This window comes from Flavobacteriales bacterium (assembly GCA_021739695.1).
In the GTDB taxonomy this organism is placed as follows: domain Bacteria; phylum Bacteroidota; class Bacteroidia; order UBA10329; family UBA10329; genus UBA10329.
This window is the reverse complement of sequence record JAIPBM010000003.1, coordinates 114,888-133,049: the sequence shown is the minus strand read 5'-3', so window position 1 is coordinate 133,049 and position 18,162 is coordinate 114,888. Positions and strand designations below refer to the sequence as shown.

The window sequence follows — 18,162 nt, the reverse complement described above, 5'->3', positions numbered from 1 at the left end:
GCTAACAAACGTTCATCTTCAATGAAGTTCAATACGTACTCGGAGGCCAGAGCTTCCGATCAAACGTATGAAATGAGGAGTGAAAACAGAGATTCAGATTCCGCTAACCGTGTTGGCGGCCATCCATAACATTCCAGCAGTTGCACAAATAATTACCAACGCAATAAGTGCTTTTCTAGCGAATTCGAATGTTAAAGACATGGATATTGAAAGAGTTAAGAATGAACGCCAATTTCGTGACTTTGACGAAAAGTTTTGTCATCCTATTACCAAAAACACGTATTTCAGTTGCGCAGTTTGTCGATCATTTTATTTGAAGGACAATCGATGGTTTGGGACTTGCTCGTGGGTGTTATTTCAACATTTGAAACCTATCAGACAGACGTCATCTACCTGAAAGCTACTGCCTTTCCACTCTTCGAAGAACGCAAGTAGTACTTCGTGTTGTTCTGTCATCGGTAGGTGCGAAATAGTCTCCAGTTTTTCTCTGAATGAGCGTTTTCCCAAACGTTTATCCCGATCGCCACCGAATTGGTCGTAGTAGCCATCGGAACTGATGTACACAAGGTTCCCCTGTTCAAGTTTAACGCTGGTGGTTTTAAAGTTACGTGTGGGCGAACCCATGCTGATTCCTCCTTTATCGGTACGATATTCAGCAATTCCTCCTTCGGTTACTACATGTACAGAAAGGTTTGCTCCTGCCAATTGAAGTTCATTCGTACGTTTATCAAAACTGCAGAGAACCATGTCCATTCCATCCTGAATGTCTGGATTTCCACTGCGGCTGAGGTCTTCATGAAACAGACGATTGGCATTGTTCAGTATCACCTCAGGGTGCTTATAACCCACAAGGTCGATAGACCGTTGAAGCGATGAACTTGCCAAGATGCTCATGAAAGCACCTGGAACACCATGTCCTGTACAATCTATGACGGAAAAAATAAGATGGTCATCAGATTCCTCAACCATGTAAAAATCGCCCGATACTGTGTGAAGCGGCTTGTAAAGCACAAACAGGTTCTCTTTTAGCTTGGCAAGCACATTATCTTTTGGCAGTACCACTTGCTGTATGTTTTTAGCATAGTTGATTGCATCTTGCATGCTACGATTCTGTTGCTCAGTTTTATGCAACAGACTTTCTATCTGAACTTCATATTCGCTGTTCATCTTGTTCAAGAAAAAGTATCCGGTGCTAACGATCATCAAACCAAGAACAGAAGATACGCTTACAAAGAACGGGTCCTTGATAATCGGTTCTGCCACGCCTAGCCCTGCACCCATCGCATCCATTATCTGGTTGTAAAAGAGAAGTACTAGTACGTTAAATGTGAACGAGATGAACAGGTGTTTCCTTTCTTCAAAACCAAAAAGGATGACAGGAATGAAGCTAAGTGCTATCTGAAAATAGCGAGGGATGTAAAAGCTTGCTTCATGCACTGACTCTGGAGCAATGGAACGAATATGAGCTACAAATAGGACTGAGAATAACGGTAGTGCCGTACTAAGCACATGCCTTGAAAGGATTCTGTTGCCAAGGAAATTCAAGAACGGAACCGCCCAAACTGCAATCAGTAAAAGCAAGAACCAGTTAATGGTTGCTTGTGGCGAGTCAATGGCTAAAAAGCCTGTAGTTAGAAGTAAGGCAATGGTAAAAATGATGATCGCTACCTGATTGGTAAGCACGATCTTTCTCGATAAATAAGGAGAATCCGATTCCTTTACGCCAAGCGATGAAACAAGTGTCCAAGCCTCTTCAAACCAATTTTTGGTAGCTTTTGATGGTATTAATAATTTCTCGCCAACGCTATTCACCGAACTCTTAACGTAGAAAGTGAAACTTTGGTTATGTCGTTGACCGATTACATCAACAACGCAATTCGTGAGAAAGATTAGATTCGCAGCACTTTAAATCTAACACATGAAAAAACTATTACTATCAATCTTCACTATTTCTATAGGTCTGAATGCATCTGCTCAATGTGTTCCAGTATCTGGCTTCACTGGAACAGGAGTTGCATTTCTTCCAATTCAATTAGAACCTGTTTATGCTTGCCTGGATTGCGGTGATCAGGAACGAATTATCAGTGTTCACACCTTAGCAGATACAGTTTTGTCCATCGAACTTGCACCTGGTAATCCTCCGTTGGATGTGACTGTGTACGCTGATTTTTTCCGATTGATTTCCGTTGAAGGACTTCCATCTGGATTAAGCTATACCACTGATGCAGCGCTCGATACTACGTATGACGAAGTTGAAAATCCTTTTGGTTATTGGGTTAATCAAGGAGATACAACGGTTGGACTTTCTTCTACCACAGGTTGCATCAGCATTACAGGTTCTGCGGCCGATTGGACTGCAGCAGCAAATGGAGGGCCGAACAGTGACGGACTTTACCCACTTACTATCTTTCTTGATGCTCGCGCAGCCAAGTTCGATCCAGGTGCAATCGCCAATATTGTTGGCTACAATACGTGGGTAACGGATATGGGGTCTTTACTGGAGACCTTTGGCGATACCAATTTCACTTCTGATGGAATCAGATATCAAGGTCCAGTTTTGGAGGTGATAGAAAGTGGACTTGGCATTCAAGATGCAAGCGAGCAGTTTGCAACAGTACAAAATCAACCAAATCCTTTCTCAGGACAAACACTTATTTCTTTCGACTTGCAAAAGCAAGTTTCGATGGTTCAGTTTGAAGTTTTTGACGTGCTAGGAAATCGCATCATTTCTCGTAGCGTTTCAACTGCTAAAGGAAGAAACACCATTGACTTTTCTGCCAACGGACTAGCTTCTGGAATCTATGTCTATACGTTATCCGATGGCGTTGACCGTGTAACGCGAAGAATGACGGTCAAATAACTGATTGTGATAATTGATAAAGAAACCCCGAAAGACAACACTGGCTTTCGGGGTTTCTTTTTATGTGTTTTTCTCCCAGTAATTTCTTAGTCCAACGTTTAGCAGAACGCCAGCCAACACCAGGGCAATTCCCAATAGACTGACTATTCCGTAGGTTTCATCGAAGAAGAAGTAACCATAAATAAGTGCATAAAGCGAACCTAGGTATTTGAGGCTAGTGACAAGATTAGCCTTCTCAGCTTGCAAGGCCTTGGTCATAAAAACCTGACCGATCTGCGTAAAAATGCCCAGCAAAAGGATGGCAACCCAATCCCAACCAACAGGTGTTATCCATTCAAAATAACTAAGCACAAGCATAATTGGTGTTGCTACCAGCGGAAAGTAGAATACCACTACCAATGGATGATCGGTATCTTTTACAATACGTATGCAGTTGTAAGCAGCCCCAGCAAAAAAGGCCGAGATGACGCCTAAAACCAAATAGAAGATAGAAACACGTTCATCAAATCCTTTAAGTAATGCTACACCGATGAATGCAATTCCGAAGAAAATCCATTGTACTGTCTTCATCCTTTCACCTAACATGAAAATGGCAATGATGGCAGTGAAAATAGGAGAGAGGTATTGAATCGTAACCGCGCTGGCAAGCGGAATATGCTGCAAGGTGAGAAAGAATAAACTCAGCGCTGTCACCCCAAAGATTCCTCGAAGAAGTAAGAATTTGCGATTGTTTCCGAATGGGTCAATTCCTTTTGGTAACAGATAGCCTAAGCTGAGAAGGAGCGAGATCACACTTCGAAAAAGAATGAGCTCGTGCGTTGGCAAATGGTTGAGATACTTGACGCATAACTGCATCAGCGAAAACGAAAATGTGCTGATAAGCATGAAGCCAATACCTTTCGTCATCAGCAGCAAATGTGGAAATAAAACTGAAACTTTAGCAAGTACATTCAAAAGGCGACAATAGAAGGTGAGTTTTAACCCTTATGCAACAGGAATTGTATTTGCAAAGACAACTGCACGCTGATATTTGTGCACGTATAAAAAATTGACTACTTATGATTGGTCGGGAAACTAATGAGATTCATCTTTTACGTACTCAGTTTAATTGGTTTTGAATTTTGCGAAGCGCAAAATTTGAAGCTAGAGCATATTAGGACCTTCACTGGGCACTCTCATGGTGTTCGAAGAGTAACCTTTTCTCCTGATGGAACTCATTTTGCCAGCGGTGGCACTCGTGGGGAACTTTTTATGTGGAAGGTAGATGGAACCGGTGCTGTGAAGCAACTGGAAGGTCATTATGGTTCGGTGACCGATGTTCGCTATTCTGAAGATGGAAAGTATCTCGTTTCTGCAGGAGAAGATGGACAAGTGAAGGTGTGGGATGCGACATCAGGAAAAGGCATTCAGCAAATAATTAGCCCTACATCCGAAAGCAGCCCTTTGAACAAGGTTAATTTTTGTCTCATTTCGTCAAAGACAGGTACGGTTTATTTCGGTGGTTCAAACCGATTTCTGTCCAAAATACCGTTGAAGAGTACGGGTGATCCCGAGGTTATTTATACAGATCCACAGGAAGAAATAAGATGTGCAGTTTTGAGCCCAGATGGCAAGGAAATCATTTTTGCTGCTGGAAAGTACCTGATGGCACTTGACCTAAGTTCGGGAGAAGTTGTTCGCGAATACAACACAGGAAGTTGTATGGTGAATTGTTTGGAGTTTTCTGGTGACGGAAAGCGATTGCTTTCGTGGTGCGATAATTCGCGTGTTGATATGCGTGATCCTTCTAATTTTTATCTGATAACGAGTTTCCGTTCAGGAACAAGTTCTCGGAAGTTCAGCAATCTAGCATTTACAGAAGACCAGAAATATGTGGTCACTGGCGATCATGCATCTCGTTTCAATGTATGGGACCTGAACAGCAAGCAACTTGTTTTAGATCAATGGGCTGAACAAGGAACGGTGATGACCTTTGATCTTGAAAGTGGTCCAAAGTATTTGCTTTCTGGCAGTTTGGACAAGAGTATAAAACTTTGGCAGATAGTAGAAGACGTTCCTGAAGAAGTCAAAAAGAAGAAGAAAGAAGTTCAAACAGAGCCAGTAAGTGTAGAACCAGATGTTGAGATCGTTCAATATTCAGAGCCTGTGCAAGATGTGCCTCAGGTTGTTAAAATCAAGCCAATTGATACGAAAGTGATTTCCGGGAACGAGGATGGAGTTGTAGCTGTAGTTGATACGATTGTGGCTGATCCTATAGTGAGCGAATTGCCTGATAGGAAAAATGGCCGAAGGGTTATGCCGATCAGAAGAGAGCACAGATTGCTGTTGAAATCGCATCAGTTAACGTTTGAGATTTGGGATGCACAGGTGATTGATGGTGATATCGTTTCCATCTTCATTGATGATAAATGCATTGTAGAAGAGTACAGCATTACAGCAGATAAGAAAGTGGTTCATTTTGATGCTTCGGCCTATAAGAAGGTATATCTCTATCTGCACGCACACAATCTGGGAACCATTTCGCCCAATACGGTGACAATGACTATTTCGGATGGTGTTCAGAAACTCGATATCGAGTTGCGTTCAGATATGACAGGTTCTTCTGCTGTAGAGCTCAATTTTGAAGACGAATTCCCTACCGAATAACTACTTCTTAAGTATTCGGATCTCAACCCTTCGGTTACGCAAGCGGTCAGTTTCCGTCAGTTCGGGTTTTATCAGCGGTCTGCTGCCCGCAAAACCACGATATTTCATTTGATCTTGCTCCACACCAGCCAATACCAATTGGTCATAAATGTATTTCGACCGATTAAAGGAAAGACTATACGTTCTCGTGCTGATGTCCAAGCCATCAAGCGAATCCAGTTTACAGCAGATGTGGCCTTGGATCTCAATCTCCATATTAGGATTGGATTTCAAAACTTCGGCCAAGCGTTCCAATTCTGGCAATGCTTCTGGAACTAGGTAATGCATGCCGGGAAAGAAGTTGAGATTTCTGAGAACCACTGTTTGACCAACCTCTGCTCTTGTTAGAAGTTCAGTTTCTGAACTAGGTTCTTCTGCGATGGGTTTGAGTTCATTTATCGCTGGTGACTTTTTTGGCTGGAGCTGAAGTACAATCTCCACTTTTCGGTCTGGCGGGTTGCCGCTTGGATCAGGCGTTTGAGTTGATTCCGACTCTCCTTTGAAATCCGATAAGATGATTCTTACAGGAACCAACCGCTGATTTTCTAGAAATGAACCGACAGTTTTAGCCCTGTTTTCTGAAAGTCGAAGATTATACGCTTCAGAACCCAAATAATCAGCATGTCCGATCAATTCAATTTTAGCAGCAGTGTCTGAAACTGATTGAAGGAATTTATTCAGTTTTTGAATCTCCGATGCTGAGATTTCTGCCTTATCTCGTTCGAAGTACACCGAATGGTGCAACGGATTTTGCCCCATCACCTTGAGAAGGCATAAAGCAAAGGTCAAGAACAGAACAAGTATTTGTTTCATCTAATCTTAGTACGAAACAACTGTTGAAATAGTATGATGTCAGGAAAATTCGACTGAACAGAAGTTCGAAATTGAGGTTATTTTCCTCTTCCCATAAGCACGGTTTGAACGGTATAGATCAGAATTTTAAGATCCACTAACAAACTCATGTTTTCGATATAAAGCAGATCAAACTTCATCCGTCTTACCATTTGCTCCACGTTTTCGGCATAGCCGTATTTCACCATTCCCCAAGATGTAATTCCAGGTTTCACCTTCAAAAGATGACGGTAATGAGGGGCTTCCTTTACAATAAGGTCGATGAAATGTTGGCGCTCTGGTCGTGGACCTACTAGGCTCATATCACCGATCAATACATTATAAAACTGAGGAGTTTCATCCAATCGCACCTTACGCATAAACCTGCCGAAAGGTGTAATTCGTGGGTCATTGTCGCTTGATAACGCAGGCCCAAGCTTTTCAGCATTCACAACCATTGATCGGAACTTATAGATGAAGAACGGTTTGCCGCCTTTTCCAATTCGTTCCTGCGCATAGAATATTGGACCTGGGCTGGTAACCTTTACCAAAAATGCAGTTATCAAGTAAACAGGACTAAGCACAAGAAGCGAAAAAACGGACACAGAAATATCTCCGATCCGTTTTGTCACTTGTTGCCAAGGCGCCATTATATCTTGGGTCACTTGAATAAGTGGCGTTCCATAAATGGAATCCATGCGCACAGAACCCGAAAGGATGTCGTACATGTCTGGAATCACCTTCACGATCACATTCGTGTCTTCCAACCGCGTAAGTATGTTCTGCAAACTCGCGTGTTCGCTCGATTCAAGCGCAATGATCACTTCTTCAATGGAATTTTCGCGGATGACCTGTTCTAGGTTTTCCATGTCTCCCAGAAATGGAAGTCGACCTTCCAGCGGATAAAGTTCGCGCTCCTTAACACGGATAAAACCCTTGAAAAGGTTTCCGGAAGCTTGGCGTTGTCCATCCAATTCATTGAAAACTTCCAATGCTTTGGCATCGCTTCCAACCATCAGCGTAGGAAAACCGATTACCCTTCTATGAATTTTTGAAGCCGTAATGGAGGAAAGAATGAAGCGGAATATGAATGTGAATGCGAATTGCATTCCGAAAAGCACCGCATACGACTGATAATAGGTTTTGTGGTTTACCACCACATCATCTAGAATAAGCAAGAAAAAGATGGATGTAACCCCAATAAGCGTGGAAAGCAAGGTTTGAAAGAATTCTTTCAGTCTCGATTTGCGATAAACCTTGCGGTAGTTGCCTAAAACGGTATAAAATAGCAACCAGAACAACGGAATCAGAATCAATCCGAGGATGAATCGCTCGTCCACGTTAACCATTACCTGATAGCCGAACTTGTTGCTTTCCACAAACGTTTTCCGATAGTAGAAAAACAGGCTCCATGTAATGGTTGCAGCCAACCAATCAAACAGCAGATACTTGGCAGTTTGGAGTTTTCGGTTCATCAATGAATCAGCCTGATGTTGTCCAAATAGACGTAAGCTTCGCCTGAAACGGTTTCATCACGTACAAATCCGAAGAATGGTCGGTGGCCGGTGTAGGAGGCGTTTGCAGACACGGCATCCGTCAGATTCACGAAAATATGATTCCAATCTTCTGATGGATTGAGAACAATGAGTGATGTTTGAATCGTTCCAGTAGCATCGCTGCTAAATAGTCCAACAACAAATGGGTTGTTGTTTTTATAGGAGAAATCCAAAAAAACAGGTGCACCTCCAGATGGAAGTTCGAGCATGTTTCCGGTCATCGAACATTCCATTAGTAGTTCATCAGCGCTGAGTGCCATTTTAAAGGAATTTCCATCAAGGGCTTCTACACCGCTTACACGGTCAGTTGTTCCATCGCTACCCGCAGAAGCTTCTATTGATAGTCCTACATTGTCAAAATCTTCTAACCAGGAAAATGTAACCCAATCATGAAAATGAAGTGTTGGGTTTACGTGAAGTTGGCTATCGGGAAACATCTCCAATGTTGCCTGATAATCTTCAGAAAACAATAAGGGAACACGCGAACCAACCAAACCATTGAGCTTAATACCACCTCGAATACGGATGTTGGCATCACCATTTCGGAGGATAGGAACGATTGCCGGTAGTTCATAAATGCCAACCAACTGATCATCATCGAAAACCCAGGCATCTACCAAATTAGGAACTGGATGTCCTTCCGATTCCACACTTGTGGTCGCAAGAGAAATAGAATCAATTCTCAGAAAACCAGGAATCGTTTCTTCAGGATTGATCAGGTCGCACGAACTGTATGAGGCAGCAAGTACAATAAGGATGAACAGATATGTGGTTGGTCGTAGTCGTTTTCTCATTGCATTATAAAGCGCGAGAACGGACGCGAAAGTAATTTTATTATATCTCAGAAGTAAGAAGATCGGTGCCAAGGTGCAACTTGGTTACGATCTGATGGGCAATCTGAAGCGCGTTGTAGCCATCTTGAATAGAAACGGCTGGTTCTGTATCCGTTTCAATGCAGTTTCTGAACGACCGAAGTTCTTCGTGAATGGCATTGGTTTCTTCAATGTTTGGAAATTCAAAATGAATCTTTTTCCTGCTGTTGTCAGGCAATTCAATGAACATGTCGTTCGAGTTCGTTTCTGAGCCGGCATCTTCCAATCGGACCACTTCGGTCTTCTTCTTTAGAAAATCGATGGCGATGTATGCATCGCGCTGAAACAGCCGTGTTTTACGCATATTCTTCAACGAAATTCTGCTTGCAGTAATGTTGGCCACGCAACCATTTCCAAACTCGATGCGCGCATTGGCAATATCTGGCGTGTTACTTACCACAGAAACACCACTCGCACTGATGCGTTTCACGTTCGATTTAACCAAGCTCAGAATGATGTCCAGATCATGGATCATAAGGTCCATTACGACAGGAACATCTGTTCCACGCGGGTTGAACTGCGCCAAGCGATGGCATTCAATGAACATCGGATTTTTGATGAATGGTTTGCTGGCAAGAAACGCTGGATTGAAGCGCTCCACGTGACCAATTTGCACCTTCACTTTGGCTTCTTCAGCCAATTTCATCAACGCTTCGGCTTCTTCTAAGGTGTTGGTTACAGGTTTTTCGATGAAAACGTGTTTCGAATTTCTAAGTGCCAGCGAAGCACAGTCGTAGTGAGAAAGAGTAGGAGTGACCACGTCTACCACATCAACGGCATCAATCAGTTCTTCGATGCTGGAAAACGCTTTGATGCCGAATTGTTCATTTGCAAAGTCGGCCTGTTTTTTATCAGGATCGTAAAAACCAACGAGGTCAAATCCTTCGGTCTCTAAGAGCAGCTTGATGTGAATCTTTCCAAGATGCCCAGCACCTAGTACCCCGACCTTAAGGTTTTCCATTGAAATTCAGACTTCGTTTTAAATTAGAACACCTGCAAATTATTACATTTAGCCGCCCCGATATTCAGCGGGAAATTCTCTTTTCAACATTCAAAATTTAACATCTCAATTGGTCAAGGATTCTCATAAACAGCAAGGAAATAGAAGGAAGCTGATTGAGCACCTTAGAGAAAAAGGAATTAAGGATGAGAATGTTCTGAAGGCAATTGGGAATGTGCCTCGACATTTGTTCTTGAACAGTGCATTTGAACAGTATGCGTATGAAGACAGACCATTCAGCATTGGTGCAGGTCAGACCATATCGCAGCCTTACACGGTGGCTGTGCAAAGCGAACTGTTACAGATAAAGCGCGGAATGAAGGTGCTTGAAATCGGTACTGGCTCCGGTTATCAGGCGTCCGTTCTTCAAGAAATGGGAGCGAAGGTTTTCAGCATCGAAAGAATTAAAGAGCTGTTTGATAGAACAAGTAAATTACTACCGAAGCTCGGCTATCAGGTAAAGACTTTTTTCGGAGATGGCAATCTTGGTGTACCTGTTTGGGCACCTTACGATCGCATTATCATTACTGCTGGAGCACCTATTATTCCCGAAGGATTGTTGGAACAGCTGAAGCCAGATGGAATCATGGTCATTCCTGTTTCGAATGGTGATGAAGAAATCATGAAGACCATCACAAAGAAAGCCAACGGGGAATTGATCACTGCCGATCATGGCAGCTTCCGTTTTGTGCCGATGTTGGATGATAAGGCTCAATAGACCTTAAACCATCAATCTCAGATGATCGATTGTGTTAAAGATCAGCGCTTCATGGCGCGATCAATTTCGCGCTTCACGTCTTTGTCTTTAATGGTGTCGCGTTTGTCGTGCAGTTTCTTACCCTTTGCCAGCGCGATGTTCAACTTGGCGTGACCTTTATCTGAAATGAACAGCCGCGTTGGGATAATGGTCAGACCTTTGTCCTTCAATTTACCGCTGAGCTTTTTCAGTTCTTGCGATTTCAACAACAGTTTTCGGTCGCGCTTCGGCTCGTGATTGTTGTAAGTGCCTTGCTCGTATGGCGCAATATGCATGTTAAGGATATACAGTTCATCATTGATGAAGGTGCAATAGCCTTCGGCAATGCTCACATCTTTGTTCCGAATACTTTTTATTTCGGTGCCAAATAGTTGTAGTCCTGCCGTGAATTCTTCCAAAAAGGCGAATTCGTACTTGGCGTTTCTATTTGAGGCAATTACTTCCATTAATTGTCCAGTTCGTCTTCTCTGACGATCTTCTTTATACCGTTAACCTTTTTGAGGTTCACAATTAGATTGTTGAGGTGATGAATTCCTTCCACCAAAACCTTGATGTGGCCTTCAAACACACCATCATGACTTTCGAACGCGATACTTTTCATATTCACATTCAAGTCTTTGGAAATAACCGTTGTAATGGCATTCACCAAACCTACGTCATCAATTCCAGTAATGAGAATTCCAGTGACGAAAGAAGTATGATCGTCTTTACTTGCCCAACTTGCTGGCACTACGCGGTAAGCGTAGTTGCTTCTTATGTTGATGGCATTTGGGCAATTGGTCCGATGGATCTTAATGCCTTCGCCAATGGTCACAAAACCGAAAATGTCATCGCCAGGAATCGGACTGCAGCATTTGGCCATCACGTAGTCCATTTTCTGACTGGCATCGCCAATAACTATCGTATCTGCTTTGTCTTTGTCTGCCGATTTAGGTTTCGGTGCTTCGGTTTTGGCCGTATTGCTTTCACTTGTTCCAGTAATACGATTTCGGAGAACATTATACCATTTTGAAGCATTCTTACTGCTTTCGATAAACTCCTTTATCTCCTTGAAATCGATACTCTTTTTGGCGATTTTAATGAATAGATCCTGACTTGTTTGAAGCCTGAAGTGCTTGTGAAGCTTATCGGTCAATTCACGATCGAGCGTAAGCTTCATCTGCTTCAGTTTACGCTCAAGTATTTCTTTTCCGTCAGCGGCAATGCTTCTACTTTCCTCTTTTAGTGCCTGTTTTATCTTCGATTTGGCCTTGGCCGTTACCACAAACGACAACCAATCTTCCTTCGGTTTTTGCTTGTTGCTGGTCAATACTTCAACCTGATCGCCACTTTTTAAATTGTAGCTGAGCGGATAAAGTTTGCCGTTCACTTTGGCGCCAATGCAGCGCATTCCTACTTCTGTGTGGATCTCAAAGGCGAAGTCAAGCGAAGTTGCATTCGATGGCAGCGTTCGAACTTCTCCCGATGGGGTGAAAACGAAAATCTCCTCAGCAAACAGATTCAGCTTGAAATCATCAATGAAATCGATGGCATTCGGGTCTGGACTTTCCAGCAATTCACGGATCTGATTCAACCATTCATCAAATCCACTTTCGTTTGACTGTGGCTGATCGTCTCCCTTCTTTGTTTCCTTATACTTCCAATGTGCCGCCAATCCTTTTTCGGCCACATCATCCATTCTTCTTGTACGGATCTGAACCTCAACCCACTTTCCGCCTTCGCTCATTACCGTTGTATGCAGCGATTCGTAACCGTTAGATTTGGGTTTGCTCACCCAATCGCGGAATCGACCTGGATTTGGAACATAATGATCTGTAACGATGGAATAGGCTTTCCAGCAATCTGTTTTCTCCGATTCTTCTTTACTGTTGGTAATGATGCGGATGGCGAAAATGTCGAACACTTCTTCGAACGGAACACCTTGCGATTTCATCTTCCGAGCAATGGAATAGACCGATTTGGTCCGGCCTTTTATTTCGTAGTCAACTCCTGCATCATTCAAAGAATTGATGATCGGAAAACTGAATTTATTGATGAATCTATTTCGTTGCCTGGCCGAATCCCGTAGCTTGTTTACAATCTCATCGTAGAGTTCTGGTTCAAGGTATTTGAACGAGAGGTCTTCCAATTCGGTCTTGATGGCGTAAAGTCCCAATCGATGCGCAAGCGGAGCGTAGATGTACATCGTTTCGGATGCAATTTTCAGCTGCTTGTCTCTGCGCATCGAATCCATCGTACGCATGTTGTGCAATCGATCGGCCAGTTTGATCAGGATCACACGGATGTCGCTGCTCATGGTCAGCAACATCTTTCTGAAATTCTCTGCCTGAAGGCTTTTATCTTCTTTAATATCGAGTACGCCAGAGAGCTTGGTCAGACCATCAATGATCTGCGCCACCTTGTCTCCGAACATCCTTCGCATGTCTTCAACGGTGAGGTCAGTGTCTTCCACCGTATCGTGCAAAAGCGCGCATACAATCGATTTTGCCCCCAGACCGATCTCAGAGGTCACAATCTCTGCTACGGCAATCGGATGATAGATGTACGGTTCTCCAGATTTTCTGCGCATATCCTTGTGCGCATCCAACGCCACATCAAAGGCCTTGCGAATCATTTTCAGATCGCCTTTGGCTTCGTGTCGCTTGGTGGAACGTAGGAGCTTTTTATACGCTTTGAGAATATCCTGTTTCTCCTTCTCTGGGTCTATCGCTGGCATGTTATCAGACATGAATCAAAGGTATATGATCACGCACGTTTTTTTACGATTCGTAGCTAAGAAATAGTGGATGCCAGCAAATTTGCCAGTTGTTGCTCAATGACCCAAAGTGTTACATTTACACTAAGTCGTTTTAAGCATGAATACACAGACAAAACCTACCCTTTCTTTTTGGCAGATATGGAACATGAGTTTCGGTTTTATGGGAATTCAGTTCGGTTGGGGATTGCAAATGGCCAACATGAGCGCCATTTACGAATATCTCGGAGCCAAACCTGAAGATATCCCAATGCTATGGTTAGCTGCGCCACTCACAGGCCTGATCATTCAACCCATCATAGGTTACATGAGCGATAGGACATGGACCAAACTCGGACGAAGGAGGCCATATTTTCTTACTGGTGCAATTTTGAGTTCCATCGCTTTGGTATTAATGCCAAATTCTTCAGCCATTTGGATGGCTGCCGGTCTTCTATGGATTTTGGATGCTTCCATCAACGTTTCCATGGAACCGTTCAGGGCGTTTGTCGTGGATATGCTTCCAGAAAAACAGCACAGCAAAGGATTCGCCATGCAAAGCTTCATGATCGGTATTGGAGCTGTAATTGCATCAGCCTTACCATGGATGATGAGCAATTGGTTCGGTGTTTCCAATGCTTCGCCTGATGGCGGTATTCCAGATTCGGTCAAGTTCTCATTCTATTTGGGTGCCGTGGCTTTTATCGGAGCTGTTTCCGTTACGATTATCACCACAAAACCCTATCCACCTGCTGATCTTGAAGCATTTAGAAGCAAGAATGCCAATAGCAAAGGAGTTGGCGTGGCACTAAAAGAGATTTTCAGTTCTATTGCAACTATGCCCAAAACCATGCGGCAAGTGGCTTTGGTCCAGTTTTTTACATGGCCAGGATTGTTTTTGATGTGGTTCTATTATTCGGTTGCCGTGGCCCGAAACGTGTTCATGGCAGAAGACGGTTCTCAGGCATACACCGAAGGAATTGAGTTTGCCGGATTGACGCTTGCGTATTACAATCTCATAACCTTCTTGTTTGCATTGGTGCTGCCGTGGTTGGCCACACGTCTTTCTATGAAAGTAACGCATGCCTTGTGCTTGCTAGCTGGCGGAATCGGTCTCATATCTGTGAAATTTGTAACCGAACCGAACATGCTTTTCCTTTCTATGACAGGCGTTGGCATTGCATGGGCCAGTATTCTTTCCATGCCTTATGCCATGTTGGGCAATAGTCTTCCTAAAGAGAAAATCGGTGTTTATATGGGTATTTTCAACTTCTTCATTGTATTACCAGAGATCATTGCCAGCCTTGGTTTTGGTTGGGTAATGGAATCAGTCTTGGATAATGACCGCCTTTCGGCTGTAATGCTTGGCGGTGGATTGATGCTGCTTGCCGCAGTATTGACCTTGCGCGTGCAACTCCATAAAGCGGAGCCGATCTAATATATGTTAAGAGCGATGTAGTCCGTTCAATATTGGTTTTCAGATAGACGTTCAGTGATTGAACCAAAATCTGAAAGTCATGAAAAAGCTACTGGTAATTCTCATTTCGGCCATCGGTATGAACGCGATGGCGCAAAACACACCTAAGTATTTGAACGTGATGGCCGTAAACGGTCTGAACATGCGTTCGCAACCCGATGCCAATGCCCGCGTGGTAACAAAAGTTCCGTTTGGCAAGCAGGTCGAAATACTAGAACGGACAAACATCGACCTTCAATTGGGATGGATAAAGGACCATTGGTTTAAGGTCAGCTTCAGAGGTAGAGAAGGATATATTTTCGGAGGTTATCTTAATGAGTTACCTGCGCCTACCCAAGTCTCAGAAACTGGCTCGCTTACCGAATTGCTTCCTGTTTATTGTGCATCAACGCTGCATCAGGAAGGAGAAACCATTACGGCTACAGAGAAGAGTAGAAGTGGAGATACCTTATTCTACAGCTTACAGAAGTTTGACGCTGGAATAGAGCTTGAATTGGAGAAGCAAAACGACCGAAGAACATCTAAGTTATTGTTGCCCATTTCCGTTCCACAGACATATGTACTGCTGGAAGCTTTACTCAAAATGAGTAAACAAGCCAGTTTATTGGATGGATTGCGTTTTGTGAAAGGAAAGGATGGTCAGTTAACGCGCATCAGTAATGCTGAAGGAACCATCAACGTTCGTTCTTTATCGGAGGAACTCACCGAACTCACCATCACTAGCTACCAATTGAGCAACTGAAGTAGCTGAATGTTATCCTATCGTAAAATCGATAGCCTTTTTCAGTCATTTTATCACTTGGGTATTGTGTTTTTATAGATGAATAGGTAATATTGGGAGACTAACCTGAAAATCTATTTGACCTATGAAATCGTTAATGAAATTATTTATCGCTGTTGTTCTAGTTGGCGGAATGGCGGGATGTGGAGATGCCGGAAAATTAAAGGAGTGTCAAGATAGCTATATTCAACAAGGTGCTATAAAGGATTCCATTTTGAATCAAATTAGACTTGCTGTGATTGATAGTATGCCAGAAGTTGAGAGTGGAGAAAAGGCTAAATCTCTTGAAATGGCAGATATAAGTAAATACAACATATGTCTCCGAATTGAAAAACACACTTGGCCTGCTTTTGCAACTGCGATTTTTGAGGTTTATGACAATAGTGGTACTTCGAAACCCGTTTTTGAAGCAAATATTCATCAGCTTGCTGGTGTTGAAATATTTACAACTAGGCAAAAAGGAAAGGTGTATTCTGGTAGAATCAGCACTGTTGCGGCAAGAGATCCAAAGCGAGTTACGCAACAGAAAGATTTTGACGAATACTCAGACTTTAAACTTTCCTTTACTAAGGATTTATTCGGTCATGGTGAATCTTCACCGGCATTAATTGGAGCAACAGATGGCAGAAATGCTGGCGTGACAACTAAGGAAGTCGTTTTGGCAGATTTGTATACGCGTTCAGAAGGAGCAGTTTCTTCTTCATTTTTTATTCATTTTAACGATCGAAGTCCTAGCTCTGGAACTCTATACTTAGCAACCTCTGGGACAGTTAACGACCTGAAGATTGGAAAAGAGAAAACAGATGATTTAGGAGTTAGTCATTGGACATGTAAGTATTGATGTCAAAGTTTTTAAGAAACAACTTGCTAAGGCCATGGATTTTCAATTCCATGGCCTTTGTTTTAATAATGACTTTGCAATGTCATGGTCAGTTCAACGATGAATATGATGTTGTAACTGTCCTTAATTCCTACCACGGAAAAATAGATCACCTTCTAGTGAAGTATCGGGCTACTCTGTCACATCCAAACCCGCCTACTAACCTTAAGAGAAAGCTCAAACTCGAAGCTGGTCAATTCTGTGCAATCCCAGTGGTTGAGAACGTTTCGTCAATTACTAATCATGATTTTCTTGCGCAAAATCGCCCTTGGTGTCAGTCACTTTCTCACTCTCCTGAACTAAAGCATAAACTAGATTCACTATCTGTCACTTTTCATAGTTTGGGTGCGCAAAAAGCATTGAACTTGGATAAATCCAGCTTGGACGAACTTGTTTCCTTAGGCGCACGAAAAAGGCTTTTGACAGCGTCTTTCCTTCCTGAATCACATTATTTTCTGGATGAACGAATCAGGAGATTGAGCTCGTTAGAATATACTGGAGATGTTAAACTTGAAAATTGGCTTTCCAACCAGGACAAAATTGTTCAGGATCTTTTTGATTCTCTTGTCGAGTTATATCTGGAATATAATAAGACCATAGATGAGGTTTATCTCAATGTTTTCAGGACTAGGAATGAGTGTCCACCAGTTTTTTCAAACGTGACCAGATACTGTGCTTCTGATCCAACGTGTGTTGCAAATATTGAAAATTGGTTAACTGCTTCTTGGATTCAAGATTACTATTACGCATTGGAGCCATCCACAGCAAGTGGATTGAAAAGTTTCGCTATTAGGAATGACCTCCTTACGGATAGAAACTCTCCGATTCAGGCCGCTGGAAGTATGGCTCGATGCGTTTGTCATACTGGTCCCATGATGCTTCCGCAATGCGACATACAGGGAGGAAGCATGATTATTGCTGACAGGTTCATAATAATTGGTCGAGACGAATTGGAGATGCGCTATTTGGACACAGCGAGTACCTCAGTTAGGGAGAGATTAACTCAGTTCGGAATTAATTGGAACAAATTGACTAAAAAGGAGATTGAACTTAAGGTGACACAGAGTTTAGAGTACGTATTGTCAAACGGAACGAAAACCATATTGTGGTTTGGGCTTGAGGAAAAGCGTGCGAGATTTCATTCTTACACGATTGACTCCAGCACCATCGCTTCTTATCGTGGCCATGCGCCTATGTATCATCTTGATTTATCAATGATGTTGTTAGGCACGAGATTTAATGATTCAAACGTTTATCATTGCCTTTTAGCGAAACCAAATATCGAATTCCAGAATTTGAAGGGTGTAAATTCTCGATCAAAACAGGCAATGTATGTTACCGTGGTTGACTCTTTGGTTTTATTTACAGACACTTGTTTTAGAAAATTACAGCAAGATCTTATATCCAAATTAGGTGTTCAATTAGAAGCAATTACAGTTCCAATGCCCTTGGTGATAAAAGATGACAATTCCGAGCTTGAGACGATTGCATCATTCGCAAATGGATTGGTAGAAAGCTACAAATCAGGTATTCACTGCTATTTGCCCGATTATTCTGCGGCTGGAAACATATTGCTTCGGAAAGAAACCAAATATGGCAAGTCTTTGACGATAGTAAAAAGGCAGCTTTCAAAACAAGGAATTAAATTAACGTTCATTAAGTCTACTGATTTTAAAAGATTAGCTGGATTACACTGCAACGTGAATGTATTCTCGAGGAAGAACTAGGC

General features: G+C 42.6%; 15 protein-coding genes. 7 read left to right on the top strand and 8 right to left on the bottom strand.

Annotated features, from left to right (window positions below; genetic code table 11):
- Positions 1 to 357 precede the first annotated feature (357 nt).
- Complete coding sequence (locus K9J17_02825; protein ID MCF8275643.1) at positions 358 to 1,812, bottom strand: SpoIIE family protein phosphatase; 1,455 nt, start codon at positions 1,810 to 1,812, stop codon at positions 358 to 360.
- Between the two features lie 106 nt (positions 1,813 to 1,918).
- Between K9J17_02825 and K9J17_02820 the strand changes: the two genes are divergently transcribed.
- Positions 1,919 to 2,860 carry a T9SS type A sorting domain-containing protein gene (locus tag K9J17_02820; GenBank protein ID MCF8275642.1) on the top strand — a complete coding sequence of 314 codons (942 nt, stop codon included), beginning with the start codon at positions 1,919 to 1,921 and terminating at the stop codon, positions 2,858 to 2,860.
- A gap of 60 nt (positions 2,861 to 2,920) precedes the next feature.
- Here K9J17_02820 and K9J17_02815 read toward each other — a convergent pair whose 3' ends face one another.
- Positions 2,921 to 3,745 carry a DMT family transporter gene (locus K9J17_02815; GenBank protein MCF8275641.1) on the bottom strand — a complete coding sequence of 275 codons (825 nt, stop codon included), beginning with the start codon at positions 3,743 to 3,745 and terminating at the stop codon, positions 2,921 to 2,923.
- Between the two features lie 192 nt (positions 3,746 to 3,937).
- Here K9J17_02815 and K9J17_02810 point away from each other — a divergent pair, with 192 nt between their 5' ends.
- Complete coding sequence (locus K9J17_02810; GenBank protein MCF8275640.1) at positions 3,938 to 5,506, top strand: WD40 repeat domain-containing protein; 1,569 nt, start codon at positions 3,938 to 3,940, stop codon at positions 5,504 to 5,506.
- Here K9J17_02810 and K9J17_02805 read toward each other — a convergent pair whose 3' ends face one another.
- The 4 genes from K9J17_02805 to K9J17_02790 form a co-directional block, all read right to left on the bottom strand.
- Entirely contained in the window at positions 5,507 to 6,358 is an 852-nt protein-coding gene (locus K9J17_02805) for an OmpA family protein (protein MCF8275639.1), read from the bottom strand.
- Positions 6,359 to 6,435: 77 nt separating this feature from the next.
- Positions 6,436 to 7,851 (bottom strand): sugar transferase, encoded by a 1,416-nt coding sequence (locus tag K9J17_02800; protein ID MCF8275638.1) that lies wholly within the window; start codon positions 7,849 to 7,851, stop codon positions 6,436 to 6,438.
- Positions 7,851 to 8,726: a hypothetical protein gene (locus tag K9J17_02795; GenBank protein ID MCF8275637.1), complete on the bottom strand. Its 876-nt coding sequence runs from the start codon at positions 8,724 to 8,726 to the stop codon at positions 7,851 to 7,853. The genes K9J17_02800 and K9J17_02795 overlap by 1 nt, the downstream gene beginning before the upstream one ends.
- A gap of 40 nt (positions 8,727 to 8,766) precedes the next feature.
- Positions 8,767 to 9,765 (bottom strand): Gfo/Idh/MocA family oxidoreductase, encoded by a 999-nt coding sequence (locus tag K9J17_02790; GenBank protein MCF8275636.1) that lies wholly within the window; start codon positions 9,763 to 9,765, stop codon positions 8,767 to 8,769.
- Between the two features lie 109 nt (positions 9,766 to 9,874).
- Between K9J17_02790 and K9J17_02785 the strand changes: the two genes are divergently transcribed.
- Positions 9,875 to 10,522 (top strand): protein-L-isoaspartate(D-aspartate) O-methyltransferase, encoded by a 648-nt coding sequence (locus tag K9J17_02785; protein ID MCF8275635.1) that lies wholly within the window; start codon positions 9,875 to 9,877, stop codon positions 10,520 to 10,522.
- 41 nt (positions 10,523 to 10,563) lie between these two features.
- Here K9J17_02785 and smpB read toward each other — a convergent pair whose 3' ends face one another.
- Positions 10,564 to 11,007, bottom strand: coding sequence for an SsrA-binding protein SmpB (smpB, locus tag K9J17_02780; GenBank protein ID MCF8275634.1), 444 nt, complete (start codon positions 11,005 to 11,007; stop codon positions 10,564 to 10,566).
- Entirely contained in the window at positions 11,007 to 13,277 is a 2,271-nt protein-coding gene (locus tag K9J17_02775) for a bifunctional (p)ppGpp synthetase/guanosine-3',5'-bis(diphosphate) 3'-pyrophosphohydrolase (protein ID MCF8275633.1), read from the bottom strand. The genes smpB and K9J17_02775 overlap by 1 nt, the downstream gene beginning before the upstream one ends.
- Positions 13,278 to 13,464: 187 nt before the next feature.
- On the opposite strand from K9J17_02775, the gene K9J17_02770 reads away from it, so the two are divergent.
- The 4 genes from K9J17_02770 to K9J17_02755 all read left to right on the top strand — a co-directional run bounded on the left by K9J17_02770 (position 13,465) and on the right by K9J17_02755 (position 18,160).
- Entirely contained in the window at positions 13,465 to 14,733 is a 1,269-nt protein-coding gene (locus tag K9J17_02770) for an MFS transporter (GenBank protein ID MCF8275632.1), read from the top strand.
- Between the two features lie 79 nt (positions 14,734 to 14,812).
- Positions 14,813 to 15,514, top strand: coding sequence for an SH3 domain-containing protein (locus tag K9J17_02765; protein ID MCF8275631.1), 702 nt, complete (start codon positions 14,813 to 14,815; stop codon positions 15,512 to 15,514).
- 124 nt (positions 15,515 to 15,638) lie between these two features.
- Positions 15,639 to 16,394 carry a hypothetical protein gene (locus tag K9J17_02760; protein ID MCF8275630.1) on the top strand — a complete coding sequence of 252 codons (756 nt, stop codon included), beginning with the start codon at positions 15,639 to 15,641 and terminating at the stop codon, positions 16,392 to 16,394.
- Positions 16,394 to 18,160 (top strand): hypothetical protein, encoded by a 1,767-nt coding sequence (locus K9J17_02755; protein MCF8275629.1) that lies wholly within the window; start codon positions 16,394 to 16,396, stop codon positions 18,158 to 18,160. The genes K9J17_02760 and K9J17_02755 overlap by 1 nt, the downstream gene beginning before the upstream one ends.
- The last annotated feature ends 2 nt before the right edge of the window (positions 18,161 to 18,162 follow it).